The organism is Polaribacter sp. AHE13PA (assembly GCF_019278505.1).
Classification (GTDB): domain Bacteria; phylum Bacteroidota; class Bacteroidia; order Flavobacteriales; family Flavobacteriaceae; genus Polaribacter.
The window spans coordinates 3162247-3184708 of sequence record NZ_CP058985.1 but is presented as its reverse complement, the minus strand read 5'-3'; the positions used below and the strand labels follow the sequence as shown (position 1 = coordinate 3184708).

The following is a 22462-nucleotide window of genomic DNA, read 5'->3' as shown; positions in this document are numbered from 1 at the left end:
TAAGATTTACAAATCGAAACCAATATTTACGTTTAGTTTTTCTGCAATTAATTTGGTAATACGTTGTTTTACCTCTGGTATTTTAACGCTTTCTAAAACCGTATTTGCAAAAGCAAACATTAACAATGCTTTCCCTTCTTTTTTAGGAATACCACGTTGTTGCATGTAAAATAATGCATCATCATCTAATTGACCAATAGTACAACCGTGAGAACATTTTACATCATCAGCAAAAATTTCTAATTGTGGTTTTGCATTAATCGTTGCTTTATCACTAATTAAAACATTGTTGTTTTGTTGGTATGCATTTGTTTTTTGAGCTTCTTTATTTACAATTACTTTACCGTTAAAAACACCGGTAGAGCGCTCGTCAAAAATACCTTTATAATCTTGGTGAGATTCACAATTTGGTTCTATATGATGTACCAAAGTGTGGTGATCTACATGTTGTTTTCCTTCAATAATTGTAATTCCTTTTAAGATAGAGTCCATATGTTCTCCACGTTGATAGAAATTTAAATTATTTCTGGTGATATTTCCTCCAAAAGAGAATGTATGTACAGAAACAACGCTGTTCGTTTTTTGTTCTATGTAAGTATTATCTACTAGAGAAGCATTTATCTTATCATTCTGAATTTTATAAATGTCTACCGTAGAGTTTTTAGCTGCAAAGACCTCAGTTACAACATTAGACAACACAGCGTTGTCTGTTAAACTTTGGTGACGCTCTATAATTTGAACGTGTGCATTTTCTTCTACAACAATTAAGTTTCTTGGCTGTATCATTGTAGCAGCTTCCGAACCTGTTGTAAAATTAATAATCTGAATAGGCTTTTCTACTTCTACATTTCTAGGAATATAAATGTAAGCTCCTTCATTGGCAAACGCAGTATTTAACGAGGTTAAATTATCTTGTTTTGCAATTTTATTGAAGTAGTTTTCTATAACAGGGCTATATTTAGCTTTTGATATTGCTGAAGAAAGTAAACAAATATCTTTTCCATCATGGGTTACATCAGAAAGGAAAGAACTGTATTTTCCGTCTATAAAAATAATTTTATAGGTGTCAATATCATGAATAAAATACTGTTTTACATCCGCAAATTCAACGTTATTTTCTTTGTTAGGGAAAATACTATAATCTTGTTTTAAAATTGAGTTTAAAGAAGTGTATTTCCATTCTTCCAATTTTTTGGTAGGAAACCCTAATGTTTCAAAATTTTGTAATGCTTTTGTACGTATGTTATGTATTTCTGAATTGATATCTACATCATTTTCAAAAGCAACATAAGATGATACTATTTTATCTTTTAATTCCATTGTTTCAGTCTTCAGTACTCAGTTTTCAGTTTATGAATTTTCATAAAACTATTGATAACTGACTATTTTTATTCTTAACTAATTTTACACGTACAGTTGCTAACTGCAAACTGCTACTGATTTTACTGTGAACTTATACAAGCTCTTGTTTAATCCAGTCGTATCCTTTTGCTTCTAATTCTAAAGCTAAAGAAGCATCTCCACTTTTTACTATCTTACCATCGTGTAAAACGTGTACAAAATCTGGTACGATATAATCTAATAAACGTTGGTAGTGTGTAATTACAATAACAGCGTTGTCTTTAGATTTTAATTTATTTACTCCGTTTGCAACAATACGTAAAGCATCAATATCTAAACCAGAATCTGTTTCATCTAGAATAGCTAATTTTGGCTCTAACATTGCCATTTGAAAAATTTCGTTACGTTTCTTTTCCCCTCCAGAAAAACCTTCGTTTAAAGAACGAGATAAAAATTTACGGTCTATTTCTAATAATTCAGATTTTTCTCTGATCATTTTTAACATGTCTTTTGCAGGCATGTCTTCTAAACCTTTTGCTTTACGAGTTTCGTTAATAGCAGTTTTAATAAAGTTTGTTACAGAAACTCCAGGAATTTCTACAGGATACTGAAAAGATAAAAACACACCGTTATGTGCTCTTTCTTCTGGTGCTAATTCGCTAATATCTTCACCATTTAACTCAATTGTACCAGCAGTAACTTCATAATCTTCTTTACCGGCAATAATATTAGCTAAAGTACTTTTACCAGCACCATTAGGTCCCATTATGGCATGTACTTCACCTGCTTTTACTTCTAAATTCAATCCTTTTAAAATTGATTTATTATCAATACTCGCTTGTAAATTTTCTATTTTTAACATCCTTTTTATGCTATTGGCTTTTAGCTTTTGGCTAGAAGCATTATTTTAATAATTATATATTTTATGGTTGGTAATTAATTATCCAACACTTCCTTCTAAACTGATCTCAAGTAATTTCTGAGCTTCTACAGCAAATTCCATAGGTAACTTATTTAGTACCTCTTTACTAAATCCGTTTACAATTAAAGCGATTGCTTTTTCTGTATCTATACCACGTTGGTTACAGTAAAACAATTGTTCTTCACCAATTTTACTTGTAGTTGCTTCGTGTTCTATTTGTGCCGATTTATTCTTAGCCTCTATATAAGGGAACGTGTGTGCTCCACAAGCATTACCCATTAATAAAGAATCACATTGTGAGAAGTTACGAGCGTTTTCTGCTCTTGCTCCAATATGTACCAAACCTCTGTAAGAGTTTTGAGAATTACCTGCAGAAATTCCTTTAGAAATAATGGTAGACTTGGTGTTTTTACCCAAGTGAATCATTTTTGTTCCGGTATCTGCTTGTTGAAAATTATTAGTAACTGCAATAGAATAAAATTCACCTACAGAGTTATTTCCTTTTAAAATACAAGAAGGATATTTCCATGTTACAGCAGAACCAGTTTCTACTTGTGTCCAAGAAATTTTTGCATTGTTCTCGCAAATACCTCTTTTCGTTACAAAATTGTAAACTCCACCTTTTCCTTCTTTATTACCAGGATACCAGTTTTGTACGGTAGAATATTTAATTTCTGCATCATCTAATGCAATTAATTCTACAACAGCTGCGTGTAATTGGTTTTCATCTCTACTTGGTGCAGTACAACCTTCTAAATAAGAAACATAACTACCTTTATCTGCAACAACTAGTGTTCTTTCAAATTGTCCTGTTCCACCTTCATTAATTCTAAAATAGGTAGAAAGTTCCATCGGACATTTTACTCCTTTTGGAATGTAACAAAAAGATCCATCAGAAAAAACTGCAGAATTTAATGCTGCATAAAAGTTGTCTGTTGTTGGTACAACGGTTCCTAAATACTTTTTAACCAATTCTGGGTGTTCCTGAATTGCTTCAGAAATAGGCATAAAAATAATACCCTTTTCACCTAATGTTTTCTTAAAAGTAGTCGCAACAGAAACAGAGTCCATTACAATATCTACAGCTACATTAGCTAATTTTTTTTGCTCATCTAGAGAGATTCCTAAACGCTTAAAAGTGTCTAATAATTCTGGATCTACTTCATCTAAAGAGTTTAACTGTGGTTTCTTTTTTGGCGCAGAATAATAAGCTATGTCCTGAAACTTTGGTTTCTCATAATGTACATTTGCCCATTCTGGTTCTTCCATTTTTTCCCAAACTCTATAAGCTTCTAAACGCCATTCAGTCATCCATTCTGGCTCGTTTTTCTTTTTAGAAATTGCGCGAACAACATCTTCACTTAATCCTATGGGAAATGTGTCACTTTCTATATCTGTATAAAAACCGTATTTATATTCTTGGGTTTTTAATTCTTCTTCTAGCTGCTCCTCTGTGTACTTTGACATCTTTTTCTTAAATTTTTAAAGTGAGAATGATTCTCCACAACCACAAGTTCTATTTGCGTTTGGGTTGTTAAAAACAAATCCTTTTCCGTTTAAACCTCCAGAATATTCTAAGGTTGTTCCTACTAAATATAAAAAGCTTTTTTTATCAACAATGATTTTTACATCATTCTCTATAAAAACTTTATCGTTTTCTTCTTGTTTGTTATCAAAAGTTAAATCGTAAGATAAACCTGAACAACCACCACTTTTTACACCAACGCGTACAAAATCGGTTACTGCATTAAAGCCATCGTCAGTCATTAATTCTATGACTTTCTTCTTTGCTGTGTCTGAAACTTTTATCATAATTTTAAATAGATTAAATCTAAATTGTCTGCAAATATACGATATAAGTCGAAGAAAAATAACAAACTTTCATTAACAAACCCAATTAAACAATTGGTTTTATTGATTGTTCTTTTAAGTGACCATTTTATAGACCACGATATTATTTTAGATTGATCCTATACTTTTACAGATTGTGTGAAAATATTAAATACCCGTTGATGTAAATTAATGTTATAACAGTTTTTATTGTTGATAAAACTCTTTAAAATGAATTATGAATATTATAACAAAATATTGATAGATTGATAACTCATTTTGTATTTTCGAAACATGGAATTGCAACCACCTTTTAGAAAAATAATTCATGTAGATATGGATGCATTTTATGCGTCTGTAGCAGAATTAGACAACCCTGAATTACGAGGAAAGGCAATCGCTGTTGGTGGAGAAGGCAGAAGAGGTGTTATTTCTGCAGCAAGTTATGAAGCTCGTAAATTTGGTGTAAAATCTGCAATGAGCGGCACTTTAGCAAAACAAAAATGTCCGCATTTAATCTTTGTAAATAGCGATTTTCCTCGCTATAAAGAAATATCACAAAAAGTTAGAGATATTTTTTACGAGTATACAGATTTGGTAGAGCCGCTTTCTTTAGATGAAGCTTATTTGGATGTTACGGAAAATAAAAAAGGAAATCCGTCTGCAAATACCATTGCTAAAGAAATTAGAGATCGTATTTTCGAAGAAACAGGTTTAAGAGCATCCGCAGGAATTTCGATAAACAAATTTATTGCAAAAGTAGCGTCTGATATTAACAAACCAAACGGACAAAAAACAGTGCATCCAGATGAGGTTATTCAATTTTTAGAAGAATTACCTGTCAATAAATTTTACGGAGTTGGTAAAGTTACTGCAGCTAAAATGTATAACTTAGGCATATTTGTTGGGAACGATTTAAAGAAAAAAACTTTAGAAGAACTGATTAAATTTTTCGGGAAATCGGGTGCTCATTATTATAATATTGTTCGCGGAATTCATAATAGCGCAGTAAAACCAAACAGAATTCGGAAATCTGTTGCTGCAGAAAGGACTTTTAGTGAAAACATTTCTTCGGAAATATTTATGATAGAAAAGTTAGAGAAAATTGCAGATGAGTTAGAAAAACGCATGAAAAAAACGGATACAAAAGGAAAAACAATCACTTTAAAAATTAAATATTCAGATTTTACACAACAGACAAGAAGTAAAACTAAAGATTATTTTATGCAAACTAAAAACGAATTTTTTCCTGTAGTAAAAGAGTTGTTGTTTCAAGATAAAATTACCAATTCGGTACGTTTATTAGGTTTATCTTTTGGTAATTTAAACACCGAAAATAAAGAACCTGTTTGGGTACAATTAAAGTTCGAGTTCTGACGCTAAGCTTCTTTTTGTATGCTACAAAATTATGGTAAGCATTACTTAGTAATCTGTTAATTTAAATTATGAAGAGTTCAATTTCCGTAGACCTGCCTAAAAATGGAAAGGATTAATAATACCTCCAATTGTCATTTCGACGATAGGAGAAATCTCATAACCGTAAAAGCACAAAACTGAGTAACTTTATGTGATTTCTCTCAAAAAGTTGAAATGACAAAACTGAAAGAAATACTACGAGGCTTATCAGAGAAAGGACTAAATTGTACGTTATTATTTCTGGTCAATTTTTTTATTGGGTCTTAGAATGACATAAATAACATTAAAAATGAAAATAGACATTATTAGAACAAATTCAGAAGACAGAGATTTTATCAATTTGGTAAAAGAATTAGACGCATATCTAAAAATTACGGATGGAGAGGAACATGCTTTTTACAATCAGTTTAATAATATAGATGTTTTAAAGAATGTGGTGGTTGTTTCTGTTGATAAAAAAGCAGTTGGCTGCGGAGCAATTAAAAAGTTTGATAATACTTCTGTAGAGGTAAAAAGAATGTTTGTTTCTAAGGATGATAGAGGAAAAGGAGTAGCACAAAAAGTATTACAAGAATTAGAAACTTGGGCAAAAGAATTAGGGTGTAAAAAATGTGTATTAGAAACTGGAAAAAGACAAGTAGAGGCTGTTAAATTCTATCAGAAATGCAATTACAAAGTGATTGAAAATTATGGACAGTATAAAGAAATGGAAAATAGTGTTTGTTTTGAAAAAGCATTGTAAAAGTCAATAGATTAGAATGAAAAAACCGATGAACATAGATAGTTATAATAAAAGCAATTTAGATGTAATTATTATCGGTGGCGGTTTAGCAGGTTTATGCAATGCAATTCATTTATCAAAATTTAATAAAAAGGTTTTGTTGATTGAGAAAAATGAATATCCTAAACACAAAGTTTGTGGAGAATATATTTCGAATGAAGTTTTACCTTATTTAGATTTTTTAGAGATTAATCCGTTTGATTTTGGCGCTGTTAAAATCTCTGAATTTCAATTGTCAACTACAAAGAATAATCTTATTTCAGCAAAATTACCTTTGGGTGGTTTCGGAATTTCTAGGTATCAATTAGATTTTGTATTATCAGAAAAAGCGATAAAAAACGGAGTTACAATTATAAAAGATTCCGTAATAAATGTAACTTTTAAAAATGATGTTTTTTCGGTTGAAACCAAAGAACATAATAGTTTTCAATCTAAAATTTGTATTGGCGCTTTTGGCAAACGTTCTTTATTAGACGTAAAATTGGAACGTGAGTTTATCAAAAAAAAATCACCTTATTTAGGCGTAAAAATTCATGTAAAAGGAAATTTTAAAGAAGATTTAGTAGCACTTCATAATTTTAAAGGTGGTTATTGTGGTGTTTCGAAAGTGGAAAATAATGCTATTAATTTGTGTTATATCACCAATTTTTCGTCTTTCAAAAAGTATAAAAACATTGATGATTTTCAAGAACAAGTCGTTTTTAAAAATTTATTTTTAAAAGAAATATTTAATAATTCTGAAGCTGTTTTTGAGAAACCTTTAACCATTAGTCAGGTTTCTTTTGAAACCAAAAAACCAGTAGAAAACCATATTTTAATGTGTGGCGATTCTGCAGGAATGATTCATCCGCTTTGCGGAAACGGAATGAGTATGGCAATTCAATCTGCACAAATTGCGTCTAAACTCATTCTAAACTATTACGAAGGTGCTATTTCGTCAAGAAGTGACCTTGAAAAGCTGTACATTAGACAGTGGAACAAACAATTTAAATGGAGATTAAAATCGGGTCATTTTATAGCAATGTTGTTTCGAAAAGATAGAATTGCATCCATTTTATTACAAATTTTAAAGAAACTACCTTTTTTATTACCAATTATAATTAAGCAAACACATGGTAAACCAATGAAAATTTAATGGATTTTTTTATCAGCACAAAAATAGAACAGACAAAGAAGAACTGATGGATGATTTTTCTATTGGCGGAGATTTGCTGCGAGATACTTTAGATAAGTTAGAAAATATAAATCGGTATTTAGGCGGAAATTTAGTAACTTTAAATTCACTGAAAAAAGTATTAAAAAATCATCCAAAAGAACAAGAGTTAACCATTGTAGATATTGGTTGTGGTCATGGAGATATTTTACGAGATGTAGCAAAATTCGGAAGAAAGAAAGGCTATAAAATGAAGTTGTTAGGTGTTGATGCAAATCCAACGGCAATAGCATATGCCAATGAATTATCGGCAGCATTTCCAGAGCTGAGTTTTAAAACAGAAGATATTTTTTCTGATACCTTTAAAAACAGACAATTTGATGTAGTATTGGCAACCTTATTTTTACATCATTTTAAAGAAGAACAATTGGTTTCTTTTTTAGGAGACACTTTAAAACAGACAAAAATAGGAATTGTAGTAAACGATTTACATCGGCATAAATTGGCGTATTATTTATTTATGTTGTTGTCTCTTTTTATCAAAAATAAAATGATTATTGAAGACGGATTAACATCTGTTTTAAGAGGGTTTAAAAGAAAAGATTTAGCAAGAATCTCTCAAAAATTAAATGTAAAATCACAAATTTCTTGGAAATGGGCGTTCCGTTTTCAATGGATAATTCAGAAATAAAAATGGCGGTAAAAATAACATCGGTTGCAAAACAACTTCCAAAATATTACAGAGAAACTAAAGATATTATTCCGTTTGTAAAATTATGGATGCAAGATCAAGATAGTCGTTTTCAAAGAAAAGTTATTAAACTTTTTGAAGGAGCAGGAGTAGATAAAAGGTATTCAATTATGGATCCGGAAGAAGTTTTTGTAGCAACTTCTTTCGAAGAAAAAAATAATATTTATACAAGAGAAGTTGTAAAACTAGCAGAACAATCTTTAACAAAATCATTAGAGAAAGCAAATTTAGAACCTACGGATATCGATTACATAATTACGGTAAGTTGTACCGGAATTATGATTCCGTCTATGGATGCTTATTTGATTAATTCTCTGCAAATGAAACAAGATATTGTACGTTTGCCCGTTACAGAAATGGGTTGTGCAGCCGGAGTTTCTGGTATTATTTATGCGAAGAATTTTTTGAAAGCGAATCCGAATAAAAGAGCTGCTGTAATAGCTGTTGAAGCACCAACAGCAACTTTTCAGTTAAATGATTATTCGATGACAAACATTGTAAGTGCTGCTATTTTTGGTGATGGAGCTTCTGCTGTTATTTTGTCTTCTTATGAAGACGATAAAGGTCCAGGAATTATTGATGAAGCCATGTATCATTTTTACGATGCAACTTCTATGATGGGTTTTAAATTGGTAAATACAGGTTTACAAATGATTTTGGATAAGGAAGTTCCACAGAAAATATCAGATCATTTTCCGGCAATTGTACATCCGTTTTTAGAACGAAATAATTTAACTATTGATGATGTAGATCACTTAATTTTTCATCCAGGAGGAAAAAAAATTGTACAAACGGTAGAAGATTTATTTGGTGTTTTAGGAAAAAATATAGACGATACAAAAGAAGTTTTACGATTATACGGTAATATGTCTAGTGCAACTGTTTTGTATGTTTTAGAACGATTTATGGACCGAAATCCTGCAAAAGGAGAACGTGGTTTAATGTTGAGTTTTGGTCCAGGTTTTTCTGCGCAAAGAATTTTGTTGGAGTGGTAAAGTATAGTTACAATACTGTGTAAAAAATAGAGCAAATGAACCAAATAGAAATCATTAAAAACCTTCCGTATAAAAATCCTTTTTTGTTTGTTGATGAACTCACAGAAATTTCAGAAAATGGAGTTACTGGAAATTACACATTCAACGAAAGTGCCTTTTTTTATGAAGGTCATTTTAAAGGAAACCCGATTACTCCTGGTGTTATTTTAACCGAAACTATGGCGCAAATTGGCGTTGTTTGTTTGGGTATTTATTTATTAAAAGACGAAATTTCATCAACAAAGAAAAAAACACAAATTGCGTTAACTTCTAGTCAGGTTGATTTCTATTTACCAGTTTTACCAAATGAAAAAGTAACTGTAATTTCAGAGAAAGAATATTTTAGATTCAATAAATTAAAGTGCAAAGTAAAAATGATGAATGCCAAAAATGAATTGGTTTGTAGAGGAACTATTTCTGGAATGATAATAGCTAAATAAGATGAAAAATAGAGTTGTAATTACTGGTTTAGGAGTTGTAGCTCCAAATGGAGTAGGTTTGCAGGAGTTTACAAATGCAATAAGATTAGGGAAATCTGGAATTACCTTTCATCAGAATTTAATGGACAAAGGGTTTTCTTGCTGTATTGGTGGAATTCCGGAAGTTTCCGAAGAAAAAAAAGCAACATACTTAACACCTTTACAACTACGTGGGTTTAATAGTACTTCTATTTTATACGGATGTATGGCAGGAATTGATGCTTGGAAAGATGCAGGTTTTTCTGTAGATGAAAACTCTAAATTAGACTATGATTCTGGTTTAATTTTTGGAACAGGAACCTCTGGAATTGAAAAATTTAGAGAAGCAATTTATAAAATTGACGATCAAAATGTAAGACGTTTAGGGAGTACTTCTGTAGTGCAAACCATGGCAAGCGGAATTTCGGCTTATTTAGGTGGAATTCTAGGTTTAGGAAACCAAGTAACCACAAATTCATCTGCTTGTACAACAGGTACAGAAGCCTTGTTATTAGGTTTCGAACGTATTAAAAACGGAAAAGCAAAACGAATGTTGGTTGGCAGTTCTAGCGACAGTAGTTTGTATACTTGGGGCGGATTTGATGCAATGCGCGTAATGTCTTATAAACACAATGAAACTCCAGAAAAAGGATCGAGACCTATGAGTGAAACTGCATCTGGTTTTGTTCCTGGAAGTGGTGCAGGAGCCTTGGTTTTAGAATCTTTAGAGAGTGCTTTAGCAAGAAATGCGACTATTTATGCAGAAGTTTTAGGAGGAAATATAAATTCTGGCGGACAAAGAAATGGCGGAACGTTAACGGCTCCAAATGCAGAAGCTGTTCAGAAATGTATTACGGATGCAATTTTAGATGCCAATATTTCTGCTGATGAAATTGATGTTATTAACGGTCATTTAACAGCAACCTCAAAAGACAGTTTAGAAATAGAAAATTGGACCAAAGCATTGCAAAGAAAAGGAACAAGTTTTCCACATATTAATTCTTTAAAATCGATGATTGGTCATTGTTTGGCTGCTTCTGGCGCTATTGAATCTGTAGCTGCTGTTTTACAAATTAAAGAACAATTTGTGTTTCCGAATATCAATTGTGAAGATGTTCATCCAGAAATTTCTGAATTAATTTCTACAGATAAAATTCCGACAAAAATGATGGAAAAAAACATTACTATTTTAGCAAAAGCAAGTTTTGGTTTTGGTGATGTAAATGCTTGTGTTATCTTTAAAAAGTATAAACTGTAACTAATTTAAGAAAAAGAAAGACCTCAAAGGTTTTAAAAGCTGTGAGGTCTAAAACAATAAATAAAATATGACAAAAGAAGAAATTATATCAAAGTTAACTACAATTGTAAAGCCTTATGTTCAAAATGAAGATGGGTTTAAAAAGTTAAATGAAGACACAGATTTTATAAATGATTTAGAAATAAATTCTGCAAATCTCGTGGATATTATTTTAGATGTTGAAGACGAGTTTAAAATAGAAATAGACAATGCTTCTATGGAGAAAATGCTTTCTGTAAAGGCAACTGTAGCAATTATTCAAACAAAGATGAATGCATAGAATCGGCAATGATATTGTAGATTTAAACCTTGCTAAAACCGAAAGTAATTGGCAACGAAAAGGGTTTTTAGAGAAGCAATTCACCCAAAAAGAACAAGAAGAAATTTATAATGCAGACAATCCATTTTTAAAAGTTTGGCAATTTTGGTCTATGAAAGAAGCGGCTTATAAGAGTTATACTCAAAAAGTAGAAACACGTTTTTTTGCGCCTCAAAAATTTGAATGTAGTTTCATTTCGTTAACAGAAGGGGTTGTTCTTTTTGAAGATCATAAATATTATACAAATACAAGTTTAAACTCATTTTATATCCATACAATTGCCAAAGAGCTGAAAAGTGAGGATGCTATTTATTTTAAGATTGGCTCATCAAAAAATATTCATATCGATTTAAAAACACAGTTGGCGATAGAAACAGGAGTTTTATCCGATGAAATCGTAAAAATAAAAACAACTGTTGGTGCTCCTTTGTTTTATCACAAGAAAAAAATATTAACCAAATCTTGCTCAATTTCGCATCATGGAAATTATGGTGCCTTTGTATTTACTTTAGAAAATTAAAATAATATATGTCGCAATTAAAAGTTAAAGAATCACTTTATAAGCAATGTGAAGTTTTTGTAAATAAACGCTTAGATACGGTTACTGAAATTATTTCCTCTAATCAAAAAGCATTGCAATCAGAAACTAAAAGTTCTGCTGGCGATAAGCACGAAACTGGTAGAGCCATGTTGCAATTAGAAATGGAAAAAGCGAGTCAGCAACTTGTCGGAATTACACAAATGAAAGAAATTTTAGCTAAAATTGATATTTCAAAAACGTCAAATATTGCACATCTAGGCACGGTGATTGAAACAAATATGACTAATTATTTTTTATCTATTTCTGCAGGTAAACTTACGGTTGATAATAAGGTGTATTTTGCTGTTTCTGTTTCGTCTCCAATCGGTAAGTTGTTGTTAGGTAAAAAGATAGAAGATGCGATTGTTTTTAATGGAAATACAATAATTGTAAAAGGACTAAAATAATAATCTGTATTTTAGAGTTTTAAACACCTTAAATAAATGTCGATTAACATGCATAGAACTCATAATTACTTAAAGCTCCAACAATCAAATTTTGATATTGTAAATTTTCTGGACTTAGAGAAGTTCGAAAGTGAAGAAATTCTTACAGAAAATCATAAAGTAGATTTTTATGCATTAATTTTTATAACAGAAGGAAAAGGCAAACACTCAATTGATTTCTCTGATTATGAGTATGATAAAGGGACTATTTTGGCTATTAGAAAAGATCAAATGCATCGGTTTTATTTAAATAAGGCAACAAAAGGTTTTCTATTATGTTTTAAAGAAGAGTTTTTAAATAGTTATTTAAATGAAATTGAGGTTGCAAATGCAATTCAGATGTTTAATGAGTTATTAGTTTCTCCAAAAACGCAATTAAAAGACTGCGATTTTGAGAGTATTTTTAAATTAATAAAAGGAATAGAAAAAGAGGTTTTAGTTGTAAATGATATTTACTCTTTTAAACTGATAAGGAGTTTACTATATATTTTAATTACTTTGATTTATAGAATAAAATCGACCGGATATAACACTTTGCAGCAAAGTAAGTATTTAAAAGAGTTTATTATATTTCAAAATTTACTAGAAGAAGATTACTACAAAACTAAAAAAGTTTATGATTATGCAAATAAGTTAGGGTATTCTGCAAAGAAGCTTAATATGGTTGTAAAATTTATAGCAAATAAATCTGCTAAAGAGTTTATAGATGATACTGTTATAATTAAAGTGAAAAGATTGCTGATACATTATAATCTTTCTATAAAAGAGATTGCTTTTAAAACTGGTTTTAATGAGCCTACTAATTTGTATAAATATTTTAAAAAACACACTAATTCTACACCAGAAGAATTTAGAAAAAAATATGTGTAATATTTTTTTGAATATAAATTTATTTAAATAACATTAAACTTCTATGATTTAAAGGCTGTATTCTCTTAAAAAAAATATTCTGATTAGGTGAATTCTTATTTATTTTCCCATTTCTACAGTTTTTAGGAGTATTATTATTCAAAAATGTTTTTAATTAACTTTAGTTTTGCTACAAATAATTAAGATTTCCCCCAATTTCTTCAATTTTTAGGAAGCGATTCCTGTTTTTTAAAAACATATATTTAAATCATTTTAATTTTTATAATTAAGATGATTTTTTTTGTGCTAAATTTTTAAAATTGATTAATATTAAATATTACTACTTTGAATTTAAGACTCATAAATAAGTTTGCTGTTGAAAGCTTTTTTTAAAATAAGTGGTCTTGAAGTTTACGCATCAATTTTTTTTCGATTAAAAGGAGTATTTTTGTTTTTTACAAATCATTATTTTCAAAATGAAAAAGACACTATTTCTCTTAACGATACTCTTTGCTGTACATTCATTTGGACAATCTAATTTTAAAAGTTTTTTTAAGCTCTCTCCACCAATTAAAAAATGGGTGTTTTTTCATCCTTTTAAAGCAACAAAATCTTTAGAAATTTCTAAAGAAACAAATAGGGTTGCAGATTCAATTGCAAAAACAGATTTGTTAGATAAAGATGGAGCAGGTGGGCAGGTAGATGCTTTTAGGCATGCTTACTGGATGGCAAGATTAGCACAAGAAATGGGAGTGAGTTCTGCACGTTCTTTAGGGGAAGCACATGAAAAAGAAAATTATTTAACATACAAAAAACAAAAATTAGAAGATGGTGTTGTGCCAGATGAAATTTCATCTGAAATGGATTTACATAATAATGAAGAAGGGTTAAAATTAATTGCAAAAGGAAGTGTTGTTTCTAGAAAAGGGTTAATCTATAGAATTGTAAATGCTATTGAGGAGGGAAAAATGAAAATCATAAAAAAAGATAAAAAAGGTAATTTTTTAACTTGTAATGGAGAAGTGATTCACAAAGAGGGGCTTAGAGGTAAATGGGAAAATGATAAATGTCTAATCTCTTCGGATACTAAATAAGTGGCTTGTTTTAATTGGTAAAATATACTACAACGTATTCGTTCAATAGATATAGTGGTTGGAGGGCGTGTAGTTTTAAAATATCAGTAACAGCAAGGTTTCTAGTGATAATTATCATAAAAATTAAATACACTAAAGACCTACTTTTGTCTACTTAAATTAAAGTCAATTTTTATAAAAAATAATAAAATTAATATTAAAAATTATGGAATTTTTTTTAGAATTACTCACTAAAGATTACTTTGTGTTATTTCTAGTTATTGGTTTAGGAATCGCCTTAGGAAACATTCGTATAAAAGGAATAAGTTTTGATACTTCTGCGGTTATTTTTGTCGCTATCTTTTTTGGATATCTGTACAATTTAAATGGCATTACTTTTAATATTCCTCCAATTATTCAAAGTGTAGGTTTGGTGTTATTTATTTACACCATAGGTATGCAAGCAGGACCTTCTTTTTTTAGTTCTTTTAAAGAACAAGGAGCTAAATTAATCCTTTTGGCAGGTATTACGGTTATATCAGGTGGTATTACTGCTGTGTCTATTTCTTATATTTATGATGTAGATATGAATATGATGAGCGGTTTGCTAACAGGAGCACTAACATCTACACCTGGTTTGGCTGCTTCTATAGAAGCCTCTCAATCTCCTTTAGCGTCTATTGGTTATGGTATTGCATATCCGTTTGGAGTTTTAGGTGTTATTTTGTTTGTAAAATTAGGACCTGCATTATTTAGAATAAACATTAAGAATGAAGAAAAAGATTTTGAAGAAAAATCGAAATCGAGCACTCCAATGGTGATCAATAAAAACTTAATTATCTCTAATGAAAACGTAAACGGTAAAACGATTAGAGAGTTGAGAATTCGTTTTATGACCAAAGCGAATATTTCACGTATAATGAAGCCTAATCAATTACCTATTTCTCCTACAAAAGATACTATTTTAGAAACGGGAGATATTATAAAAGCAGTAGGTACGGTAAATGCGTTACAAAGAATAGAGGTTTTATTAGGTAAAGTTACCGATATTAAAATTCCTAGAAGTGGAACTTACGAAGTAAAGTGGTATGTAGTAAGTAATGATGCTGTGGTAAATAAAACCATTGAAGAACTTAATCTTCTAGAAAATTATTCTGCTACCATAACACGTATTAGAAGAGCTAGTATCGATTTAGCTCCACATCCATCAACCAAAATAAAATATGGTGATAAGATTTTAGTCTCTTGTTCTAAAGGAAATGTTCCTGCGGTGACACAACTCTTTGGAGATAGTTTAAAAAGAATAGGTCAAACAAGTTTTTTACCTGTAGCATTTGGTATTGTTATCGGTATTCTTGTAGGTGCCATTGCTATACCGTTAGGTGGTATTGGTTTAAAATTAGGGCTTACAGGGGGTGTACTTTTATCTTCTATATTTTTAAGTTGGAAAGGAAAGTTTGCTACTGTAATTTGGAATTTATCAGGTCCTGCAAACCAAATATTACGTCAGTTTGGACTTTTATTATTTCTTACTCCTGTTGGTTTAAAAGCAGGACAAAGTTTAATTTCAGCAATCGAAAAACATGGTTTTATTTTATTTCTATATGGCGCTTTAATTACCTTGATTCCTATGATTATTACTGTTCTTGTTGGACGATTTCTCTTAAAAATAAATTTTTTGTCTGTTTTAGGAGCCTTAACAGGAGGTATGACTTCTACACCAGGATTAAGTGCAACAGACTCTATGACCGATTCGGATGCTCCGCAAATTGCTTACGCAGCTGTGTATCCTTTTTCATTGGTGCTTATAATTATTGTAGCAGAAGTAATGGCAGTGTTATAACACGTTAAAAAATAAGGTAATATTTAAAACAAAAACATCATATTAAAACGATTCTAAATAACCAAAAAACAACCATTATTATTTCAGTAAAGCGTATCTAAATGGTACATTTGTAAAACAACAATTATAACTTAATTATACATTTATACAATGAGCGGATTTTTCAAATCTTCAGTTGGAAGAAAGATAGCCATGGCGCTTTCTGCATTCTTTTTAATGTTCTTCCTTTTACAGCATTTTGCAATCAATCTTTTATCAGTTCTAAGCCCAGATACTTTTAACGAAGTTTCACACTTTATGGGAACAAACCCTTTAATACAGTTTGCCTTGCAACCAGTATTAATTTTTGGTGTAGTTTTTCATTTTGTAATGGGATTTATCTTAGAATTAAAAAACAAAAAAGCAAACGGAGTTGGGTATGCAAAAAACAATGGTGCAGCTAATTCATCTTGGATGAGCAGAAACATGATTTGGAGTGGTGCTGCTATTTTAGCATTTATCATTTTACATTTTATCGATTTCTGGTTTCCAGAAATTAACACAAAATTTATTCAAGGCGATTGGTCTGGTACTTTAGAAGGAATAGAAGGTTACCGTTACCATGAGGAGTTGTTGCATAAATTTGTAAACCCTATTAGAGTTGCTGCTTATGTTGTTGCTTTTGTTTTCTTAGGATTGCATTTAGCACACGGATTTACATCAGCATTTCAATCTATGGGTTCTACATCTGGACGAAAAAAAACATTACAAACAATAGGTAAAGCATATTCAATTATAATTCCTTTAGGATTTATTTTTATTGCACTTTATCATTACTTAAACCATTAATCTATACAATATGGCTTTAGATTCAAAAGTACCTCAAGGTCCAATTAAAGATAAATGGACAGATTATAAAAATAAAATTGACTTGGTAAACCCTGCAAACAAACGTAATATAGACGTTATTGTTGTAGGTACAGGATTAGCTGGTGGTTCTGCCGCAGCAACATTAGCAGAGTTAGGGTACAATGTAAAAGCATTTGCTTACCAAGATTCTCCAAGAAGGGCACATTCAATTGCTGCACAAGGAGGAATTAACGCTGCAAAAAATTATCAAGGAGATGGAGATTCCACTTACAGATTATTTTACGATACTGTAAAAGGTGGAGATTACCGTTCTAGAGAAGCAAACGTGTATCGTTTAGCAGAGGTTTCTGCAAATATTATCGATCAATGTGTGGCACAAGGAGTTCCTTTTGCACGTGATTATGGTGGTTTGTTAGATAATCGTTCTTTTGGTGGAGTTTTAGTTTCTAGAACTTTCTATGCAAAAGGACAAACTGGTCAACAACTATTATTAGGAGCTTATTCTGCAATGAATAGACAAATTGCTCGTGGTAAAATAGAGATGTTTAACAGACATGAAATGTTAGACGTTGTTATTGTTGATGGAAAAGCAAGAGGAATTATTGCTAGAAATTTAATTACAGGAGAAATTGAGCGTCATTCTGCACATGCTGTTGTAATTGGTTCTGGAGGTTATGGTAACGTATATTTCTTATCTACAAATGCAATGGGTTCTAATGCTACTGCAGCTTGGAAAATACATAAAAAAGGAGCATATTTTGCAAATCCTTGTTATACACAGATTCACCCAACATGTATTCCACGTTCTGGAGATTATCAGTCTAAATTAACATTGATGTCTGAATCTTTACGTAATGATGGACGTATTTGGGTTCCTAAAAACATGGAAGATGTTTTAGCGATTAGAGAAGGAAAGAAAACGCCTAAAGATTTAACAGAAGACCAAAGAGATTACTATTTAGAAAGACGTTATCCTGCATTTGGTAACTTAGTACCGCGTGATGTTGCATCTAGAGCAGCAAAAGAACGTTGTGATGCTGGTTACGGAGTAAATGCAACAGGAGAAGCTGTGTATTTAGATTTTGCATCTGCTTTTGAACGTTACGGAAAAGAGCAAGCAAAGATTCATAATATAGAAAATGCATCGCCTGCAAAAATAAAAGAATTAGGACAAGAGATCGTTAGAGCAAAATATGGAAACTTATTTCAGATGTATGAGAAAATCATAGATCAAAACCCGTATGAAACTCCAATGATGATTTATCCAGCGGTACACTATACAATGGGTGGTGTTTGGGTTGATTATAACTTAATGACAACGATTCCTGGATGTTACTGTATTGGAGAGGCAAACTTCTCTGATCACGGAGCAAACAGATTAGGAGCTTCTGCATTAATGCAAGGTTTAGCAGATGGTTATTTTGTATTACCTTATACTATTGGAGATTATTTATCTGATGATATTAGAACTGGAAAAATTTCAACAGAAACTCCAGAATTTATTGAAGCAGAAAAAGAAGTTACAGAAAGAATTAATCACTTTATTAATAATAAAGGAACAAAATCTGTAGATTATTTCCATAAGAAATTAGGAAAAGTAATGTGGGACAAGGCAGGAATGTCTAGAAACGCAAAAGGTTTAACAGAGGCAATGGCCGAAATTAAAGCCATTCGTGAAGAGTTTTGGAAAGAAGTTTCTGTACCAGGATCTTCAAATGAAATGAACCCAGAATTAGAAAAAGCAGGTAGAGTTGCAGATTTCTTAGAATTAGGTGAGTTATTTGCTAAAGATGCTTTAATGAGAGCAGAATCTTGTGGAGGTCACTTTAGAGAAGAATCTGCAGAATTAGATGGTCCTCAAAAAGGAGAAGCAAAACGTAACGATGTAGATTTCGCTTTTGCAGCTGCTTGGGAATATAAAGGAGAACCTGCAGATGCGGTTTTACACAAAGAAGAATTAGAGTTTAACGATATTGAATTGAAACAACGTTCATACAAATAAGAAAGACAAGATGAATTTAACACTTAAAATTTGGAGACAAAAAGACGCTGGTTCAAAGGGTCAAATGGTAGACTATAAAGTGAATGATATTTCAGAGCACATGTCTTTTTTAGAAATGATGGATGTTTTGAATGAACAATTAGTAAATGGTGGTGAAGAACCAGTTGCTTTTGATCATGACTGTAGAGAAGGTATTTGTGGTGCTTGTTCTTTATATATTAACGGAGAAGCTCATGGACCAGACAGAGGTATAACAACCTGTCAGTTACACATGCGTATGTTTAGCGATGGAGATACTATTACAATAGAGCCATTTAGAGCAGCAGCATTTCCTGTAATAAAAGATTTAGTAGTAGATAGAATGGCTTTTGAGCGTATACAACAATCGGGTGGTTACATTTCTGTAAACACATCTGGTAATACGCAAGATGCAAACTCATTACCTATTTCTAAACACGCAGCAGATGACGCTATGGATGCAGCAACTTGTATTGGTTGTGGTGCTTGTGTGGCTACCTGTAAAAACTCTTCTGCAATGTTATTTGTTGGTGCAAAAGTATCTCAGTATGCTTTATTACCACAAGGACAAGTAGAGGCTGCAGATCGTGTAAAAAACATGGTTGCACAAATGGATTTAGAAGGTTTTGGTAACTGTACAAATACAGGTGCTTGTGAGGTAGAATGTCCTAAAGGAATCTCTTTAGACAACATTGCAAGAATGAATAGAGAATTGATGAAGGCTAATTTATAATAAGATAGTTTAAACGTCATTGCGAGTTTTAACGAAGCAATCTTAAAGTAAATTAATAAATATAAAAACCCAAAACTATTTTAGTTTTGGGTTTTTACTTTTTGTTTGTAATCTACAATTAGTCTTTATAATCTTTAAAAAATTCCTTTGGAGAAATAGCTAATTTATTTAAAATAAGTAATAAGCGTTCTACATCTAACTTTGTGTGTCCTTTAATAACCTTAAAATAACCATTTTCTGTTAAGCCTAAATGAAGTGCCATTTCATTTAGGCTTACACCAACTTGTTTTCTTTTTTCTTCTAAATTGTTTAATATAATCTTGTAAGTATCTTTTATTCTTTCTCTTTCTCTCATTAATTTTTTCTTTTTCGATGTAAAAATAAGTAAAATTAGTATTTAAAATATTTCCATTTTGGCATACCTGAAAACAGTGATTCAGTATACCTATAGTTGGGTATGCTATAATGGAAAGTGATTCTTTAGGTTTTTAAAAATATCTTTTCCATCTTTGGAAAGAGAAAAATACTGTGAAAAAGAAAATTTCTTCCCTCCAAAATAACATTATTACTACGAGTTTTACGCGAATTAATCTATCAATAGAATGAACGAGTGTTATTCCGTAAAGAGAGTTCATTAAAGTGATTTAAGAACCTCTTAATTAATAGTAAAAAAAACTCCGCTTGCGGAATTAAGAAATGTAAAAATGAAGCGATTGAGAAATCTCATTGATGTGTAAACCTTTTTCTACCAATTTTTAGAGAATTTTAAACTTGTTGAGTCATTTAAAGTTCTAAATATTTTTAAATCAATTAACCTAAATAATATTTAGGTAACAAAATTTTATAGTATGAAAAAAGTAATTTTAGCAATGGTTTTTATTTTAGCAACAGGAACAGTAATGAATGCATCTACAGAAAGTTCTATTAACAATTTATATGTTGGACCTGCGGAAGATTGTGCAGGACAATCTTTAAATACGTACAATTTTTTAGAAGCTTTTACAGGTGACTGAGAATATGCTTTTGAGCTTTCTGAAGCTCAATTAACAGAGTGTTTAAATAATGCAGGATATTAATTATTAGATATTAATTTATAGCATTGGGGATTTTTCCCAATGCTATTTTAAAAATAAAAAAAATGAAGTTAGTTTTAGTATGTTTTTTTGCATTCAGTAATATATTTTTATTGAACAGTCAATCAGTTTATGGGAATGTTGAGTATAAGTCTAAAATAAATGGTTCATTTATAAGTGAAGATGTAATAAATAAAGAAAAAGATAAAAATTTAAGAAACACGTTAAATTTTTTAAATTCTAGCATTAAAAATAATCAAAATAAGTTTGTTTTTGTTTTAGATTTTAATAGAAATGTATCTGTTTTTTCTATGAATAAAATCTTGAATGTAGATAATGATACACAGTTAAAATACGCAATTATTACAAATAGCGGGAAAGATATTTTTTATCAAAACATTATAAGTCGGAAAAAAATTAAAAAAAAAATAATGTTTGGAGAAGAATTTAATATAGTAAGTAATTTAGATTCATTAAAATGGGAATTGACAAGAGAAGAGAAGAAAATTGGAAAATATAATTGCTTTAAAGCTATAACTTATTTAAATAAAAAAACAAAAATAGAAGCTTGGTACACAACACAAATACCTTTTGGTTTTGGACCAAAAGGATTTGGAGGTTTACCGGGATTAATAATAGAATTAAAGGAAAATAATATTATTTATTTTGCAAATAAAATTACTTTGAAAACAAATAAAATATTTGAGATTGAAATTCCTAATACCCAAAATACAATCTCAATAGAAAAATATGATAGTATAGGCAGAAGTGCTAAATCTCGATTAAAAAAAATGTAATTATTCTTTATAAGTTATAACGAGTGTTATTCCGTAAAGAGAGTTCATTAAAGTGATTTAAGAATCTCTTAATTAATAGTAAAAAAAAACTCCGCTTGCGGAATTAAGAAATATAAAAATGAAACGATTGTCATTTCGAAATAAGCTTTTTTAAGCGATTGAGAAATCTAATTGATGTGTAAGCCTTTTTCTACAAGTTTTTTAGAGAATTTTAAACTTGTTAACTCATATAAAACTCTAAATATTTTTAAATCAATAAACCTAAATAATTTAGGTTACAAAATTTTATAGTATGAAAAAAGTGATTTTAGCAATGGTTTTTATTTTTGTAACAGGAACAACAATGATAAATGCAACATCTTCAAACAAAGAAAGAACTACACCAACAACAGAAACAATTGAAGTTGTTGAAGATTTTGGTTGTGCTAGTGATTGTGTTAGAAGTGCTTTTGATCAAACTATTGAAGAAGCTGATGCTAGTGGAGAAATGGTATTTATTTCTGATTACATGGCTAATTATGAAGATTGTTATTAAAATAAATAAAAATGAGAATACAAGTCAATATTACTTTTCTAATCTTTTTTTTAGTATTTATAAATATTAAAGCACAAGAGTTATCAGGAAGAATAACCTATAATGTTTCATTAAACTTAACTTTAGAACAAGTAAAACAAAGAAATGAAGAAAAAAATAAAGTAACTTCTCAAAGCTTTATAGATAAAATTAACAATGCTAGAGATATTTTAGTTTTTTTAGAATTTAATGAACAAGAATCAATTTATAAACCTAATCCTAAATTAGAAAACGATGGTATAAGAGGAAGTAATTTAACTCAAAAAGGAGCAGGAAAGGATAATTTATTTTATACACAAAATGGTTTTATAAAAAAAAAATAG

The 22462-nt window shown here is 30.3% G+C and carries 25 protein-coding genes; 20 read left to right on the top strand and 5 right to left on the bottom strand.

The annotated features are described in order from the left end of the window. Positions 1-6 precede the first annotated feature (6 nt). The 4 genes from sufD to H0I28_RS13770 all read right to left on the bottom strand — a co-directional run bounded on the left by sufD (position 7) and on the right by H0I28_RS13770 (position 4075). Positions 7-1320 (bottom strand): Fe-S cluster assembly protein SufD, encoded by a 1314-nt coding sequence (gene sufD / locus H0I28_RS13785; protein ID WP_218732031.1) that lies wholly within the window; start codon positions 1318-1320, stop codon positions 7-9. Positions 1321-1453: 133 nt separating this feature from the next. After that, positions 1454-2203 carry a Fe-S cluster assembly ATPase SufC gene (sufC, locus tag H0I28_RS13780; RefSeq protein WP_165731435.1) on the bottom strand — a complete coding sequence of 250 codons (750 nt, stop codon included), beginning with the start codon at positions 2201-2203 and terminating at the stop codon, positions 1454-1456. A 78-nt stretch (positions 2204-2281) separates the two neighbouring features. Beyond that, positions 2282-3730: a Fe-S cluster assembly protein SufB gene (gene sufB / locus H0I28_RS13775; RefSeq protein WP_218732029.1), complete on the bottom strand. Its 1449-nt coding sequence runs from the start codon at positions 3728-3730 to the stop codon at positions 2282-2284. 15 nt (positions 3731-3745) lie between these two features. Continuing rightward, positions 3746-4075: an iron-sulfur cluster assembly accessory protein gene (locus H0I28_RS13770; protein WP_165731437.1), complete on the bottom strand. Its 330-nt coding sequence runs from the start codon at positions 4073-4075 to the stop codon at positions 3746-3748. Positions 4076-4387: 312 nt separating this feature from the next. Here H0I28_RS13770 and dinB point away from each other — a divergent pair, with 312 nt between their 5' ends. The 16 genes from dinB (at position 4388) to H0I28_RS13690 (ending at position 19695) form a co-directional block, all read left to right on the top strand. Beyond that, entirely contained in the window at positions 4388-5470 is a 1083-nt protein-coding gene (dinB, locus tag H0I28_RS13765) for a DNA polymerase IV (RefSeq protein ID WP_218759455.1), read from the top strand. 328 nt (positions 5471-5798) lie between these two features. Continuing rightward, entirely contained in the window at positions 5799-6251 is a 453-nt protein-coding gene (locus tag H0I28_RS13760) for a GNAT family N-acetyltransferase (RefSeq protein WP_218759454.1), read from the top strand. Between the two features lie 16 nt (positions 6252-6267). Then, on the top strand, positions 6268-7425 hold the full coding sequence (locus tag H0I28_RS13755) for an NAD(P)/FAD-dependent oxidoreductase (protein WP_254712783.1): 1158 nt from the start codon (positions 6268-6270) through the stop codon (positions 7423-7425). A gap of 46 nt (positions 7426-7471) precedes the next feature. Continuing rightward, on the top strand, positions 7472-8134 hold the full coding sequence (locus tag H0I28_RS13750; RefSeq protein ID WP_218759453.1) for a methyltransferase domain-containing protein: 663 nt from the start codon (positions 7472-7474) through the stop codon (positions 8132-8134). A gap of 2 nt (positions 8135-8136) precedes the next feature. After that, positions 8137-9189, top strand: a complete 1053-nt coding sequence (locus H0I28_RS13745) for a type III polyketide synthase (RefSeq protein WP_218761776.1) — start codon at positions 8137-8139, stop codon at positions 9187-9189. 35 nt (positions 9190-9224) lie between these two features. Further along, a complete protein-coding gene (locus H0I28_RS13740; protein WP_218759452.1) occupies positions 9225-9668 on the top strand; it encodes a 3-hydroxyacyl-ACP dehydratase FabZ family protein in 444 nt (147 codons plus the stop codon). A gap of 1 nt (position 9669) precedes the next feature. Then, positions 9670-10944 carry a beta-ketoacyl synthase gene (locus H0I28_RS13735; RefSeq protein ID WP_218759451.1) on the top strand — a complete coding sequence of 425 codons (1275 nt, stop codon included), beginning with the start codon at positions 9670-9672 and terminating at the stop codon, positions 10942-10944. A 67-nt stretch (positions 10945-11011) separates the two neighbouring features. Beyond that, positions 11012-11263: an acyl carrier protein gene (locus tag H0I28_RS13730; RefSeq protein WP_218759450.1), complete on the top strand. Its 252-nt coding sequence runs from the start codon at positions 11012-11014 to the stop codon at positions 11261-11263. Continuing rightward, positions 11256-11822, top strand: a complete 567-nt coding sequence (locus tag H0I28_RS13725; RefSeq protein WP_218759449.1) for a 4'-phosphopantetheinyl transferase superfamily protein — start codon at positions 11256-11258, stop codon at positions 11820-11822. Before H0I28_RS13730 ends, H0I28_RS13725 begins: the two co-directional genes overlap by 8 nt. A gap of 8 nt (positions 11823-11830) precedes the next feature. Then, the gene (locus H0I28_RS13720) at positions 11831-12289 is read left to right on the top strand and encodes a 3-oxoacyl-ACP synthase (RefSeq protein ID WP_218759448.1); all 459 of its coding nucleotides are present in this window, start codon (positions 11831-11833) and stop codon (positions 12287-12289) included. Positions 12290-12337: 48 nt separating this feature from the next. Beyond that, a complete protein-coding gene (locus H0I28_RS13715) occupies positions 12338-13198 on the top strand; it encodes a helix-turn-helix domain-containing protein (RefSeq protein ID WP_218759447.1) in 861 nt (286 codons plus the stop codon). A 455-nt stretch (positions 13199-13653) separates the two neighbouring features. Then, complete coding sequence (locus H0I28_RS13710; protein WP_218759446.1) at positions 13654-14271, top strand: hypothetical protein; 618 nt, start codon at positions 13654-13656, stop codon at positions 14269-14271. A gap of 205 nt (positions 14272-14476) precedes the next feature. Further along, on the top strand, positions 14477-16093 hold the full coding sequence (locus H0I28_RS13705; protein ID WP_218754818.1) for an aspartate:alanine exchanger family transporter: 1617 nt from the start codon (positions 14477-14479) through the stop codon (positions 16091-16093). A gap of 150 nt (positions 16094-16243) precedes the next feature. Further along, a complete protein-coding gene (locus H0I28_RS13700; RefSeq protein WP_218732014.1) occupies positions 16244-16921 on the top strand; it encodes a succinate dehydrogenase cytochrome b subunit in 678 nt (225 codons plus the stop codon). 10 nt (positions 16922-16931) lie between these two features. After that, positions 16932-18944, top strand: a complete 2013-nt coding sequence (locus H0I28_RS13695; protein WP_218732013.1) for a fumarate reductase/succinate dehydrogenase flavoprotein subunit — start codon at positions 16932-16934, stop codon at positions 18942-18944. Positions 18945-18954: 10 nt separating this feature from the next. Further along, complete coding sequence (locus H0I28_RS13690; RefSeq protein ID WP_218732012.1) at positions 18955-19695, top strand: succinate dehydrogenase/fumarate reductase iron-sulfur subunit; 741 nt, start codon at positions 18955-18957, stop codon at positions 19693-19695. 118 nt (positions 19696-19813) lie between these two features. On the opposite strand, the gene H0I28_RS13685 is transcribed toward H0I28_RS13690, so the two are convergent. After that, positions 19814-20050: a helix-turn-helix domain-containing protein gene (locus H0I28_RS13685; protein WP_218759445.1), complete on the bottom strand. Its 237-nt coding sequence runs from the start codon at positions 20048-20050 to the stop codon at positions 19814-19816. A gap of 493 nt (positions 20051-20543) precedes the next feature. Here H0I28_RS13685 and H0I28_RS13680 point away from each other — a divergent pair, with 493 nt between their 5' ends. From H0I28_RS13680 to H0I28_RS13665, 4 genes are all read left to right on the top strand, one after another. After that, entirely contained in the window at positions 20544-20708 is a 165-nt protein-coding gene (locus tag H0I28_RS13680) for a hypothetical protein (RefSeq protein ID WP_218759444.1), read from the top strand. A 125-nt stretch (positions 20709-20833) separates the two neighbouring features. Further along, positions 20834-21565: a GLPGLI family protein gene (locus tag H0I28_RS13675; RefSeq protein ID WP_218759443.1), complete on the top strand. Its 732-nt coding sequence runs from the start codon at positions 20834-20836 to the stop codon at positions 21563-21565. Positions 21566-21857: 292 nt separating this feature from the next. Continuing rightward, positions 21858-22100: a hypothetical protein gene (locus H0I28_RS13670; protein ID WP_218759442.1), complete on the top strand. Its 243-nt coding sequence runs from the start codon at positions 21858-21860 to the stop codon at positions 22098-22100. Between the two features lie 11 nt (positions 22101-22111). Continuing rightward, complete coding sequence (locus tag H0I28_RS13665) at positions 22112-22462, top strand: hypothetical protein (protein ID WP_218759441.1); 351 nt, start codon at positions 22112-22114, stop codon at positions 22460-22462.